Annotated in this window: 4 protein-coding genes; all 4 read right to left on the bottom strand. The window is 53.5% G+C overall.

Translation table 11 applies throughout. The annotated features are described in order from the left end of the window. Positions 1–155: 155 nt before the first annotated feature. Complete coding sequence (locus ACXJ5O_RS25985; RefSeq protein WP_457302427.1) at positions 156–647, bottom strand: VOC family protein; 492 nt, start codon at positions 645–647, stop codon at positions 156–158. A gap of 112 nt (positions 648–759) precedes the next feature. After that, positions 760–990 carry a ribbon-helix-helix domain-containing protein gene (locus ACXJ5O_RS25980; RefSeq protein WP_457302426.1) on the bottom strand — a complete coding sequence of 77 codons (231 nt, stop codon included), beginning with the start codon at positions 988–990 and terminating at the stop codon, positions 760–762. After that, positions 987–1,199 carry a DUF4169 family protein gene (locus ACXJ5O_RS25975; protein ID WP_457302425.1) on the bottom strand — a complete coding sequence of 71 codons (213 nt, stop codon included), beginning with the start codon at positions 1,197–1,199 and terminating at the stop codon, positions 987–989. Before ACXJ5O_RS25975 ends, ACXJ5O_RS25980 begins: the two co-directional genes overlap by 4 nt. A 1-nt stretch (position 1,200) precedes the next feature. Beyond that, a partial coding sequence (locus ACXJ5O_RS25970) for an SspB family protein (protein ID WP_457302424.1) occupies positions 1,201–1,718 on the bottom strand: 518 nt, incomplete at its 5' end.

Raw genomic sequence — 1,718 nt, 5'->3', positions numbered from 1 at the left:
GGACCGGGTGGCGCTGCAGCGGCGCCGCAGGGCACTGGTGCGCTCGATAAGCAGTCAGTCGATGAGTTCCTGAAAACGCTCGAGCCCAAGTCCCTGGACCCGAAGATTCAGTAACGCCATTAGAGCCTCGGGCGACAATATTGTCGTCCGAGGCTCTAATCGCTGGTGCCGTTGTATGCGTCCTTGATCTTCTGGATGTCGATTTTGTGCATTTTCATCATCGCTGCCATGACACGGTCGGCTTTCGCATGGTCCTTGTCCCGCAGCATTTCGGGAAGAATAGTGGGAACGATCTGCCATGACAGGCCAAATTTGTCCTTGACCCAGCTGCAGGGGCGAATTTGTCCGCCATCGGCTGTCAGTTTTTCCGTCAGTCTATCGACTTCTTCTTGGGTACTGCAGTCAATGGAGAGCGAAATACCCTCGGAAAATTGGAATTCCGGCCCCCCATTCAAGGCAATATATTCCTGGCCTGCAAGCTGGAAAGTGGCGACAAGCAGCGAGCCTTCCTTGCTTCCCCCCTCTTTGCCCCAGTTGAGTCTATTGATAATTTTGCTGTCCTCGAAGATGGACATGTAAAAATCCATTGCCTCTTCGGCGTTTCCGTTGAACCAAAGGCAGGGGGTGATCTTTTGTTTGGCAGGCATCGCTTTCCCTTTCATAGCGGTTTGCACTATCTGTAAGACGAATGAGGGCTTGCCGTTCCGACACGGCAGGCTAATTTTTTTCCGCAAGCGATTGATGACTCAAAACAGGTGGCTATCGCCGCTTATTGCTGTCGTTGCTCACCCAGTCCAGCACATAGATGCGCAACGCCGATGACAGGTTGGAGCTGCGATCACGGCTTTCGTCAATTTCGGCAATCAAGCCCGCAAGCGTCACGCCGCGGCTAGTCGCGATCGATGCAATGATTTCATAGAAGGGGTCTTCGAGCGAAAAGCTCGTACGGTGTCCGCGAATGGTGACCGAGCGTTTACGGACGCTGCTCACTTGCCGTCCGGATCGTCTTCTGTAGAGGAAGGTTTTGTTTCAAGCCGATGGTCGTCAAGAAAGCGTGCTTTCTTGCGATTGGCTTCCCGGTCAAATTGCTTCTCGGCCTTGGTCCGTCCGAACAGGATCCTGTTGTCGGCTGCAGTCTTCTCAACAGCCACTTTGGCCTTGCGCTTCTTGATCAGTCGAAGATTGACGATCTCGGCCAAGTTATTTCTTCTTACGGAAAGAATCCAGCGACACCACGGACGCGGTGGATTTGTCTCCGGTCCCCTCGGTATCTGATTTGTCGCCAGCCTTGACCGGCTTTTTCACCGTTTTCACCGGTGGCTTCGGCTTGGCGCTGGGCGTCGCAAGCTTGGGCTTGTCGGTTTGGGGGATCGGAGTAATGCTGGTTATGCCTTGATCATTATCGCCAACTGCCTCTTCGACCTCGACATCAAATTCCAGTTCGAAATTCACTGACGGGTCGTAGAAGCCGCGAATCGCCGAGAAGGGGACGACCAAACGTTCGGGTACATCGCCAAAGGAGAGCCCGACTTCGAAAAGCACGTCGGTAACCTGCAGGTCCCAGAACTGATGTTGCAGCACAATTGTCATTTGTTCCGGATATTTTTCGTGCAGACGCGACGATATGCGAACACCTGCCGCACCGGTTAGAAAAGTGACAAAGAAATGATGGTTGCCGGGAAGACCCGCCTTGGYGACTTCGCCAAGCACCTTACGAA

Source organism: Phyllobacterium sp. P5_D12, from assembly GCF_054049495.1.
Note: the sequence above shows the minus strand (reverse complement) of the source record. Positions and strands in the feature narration are given on the sequence as shown.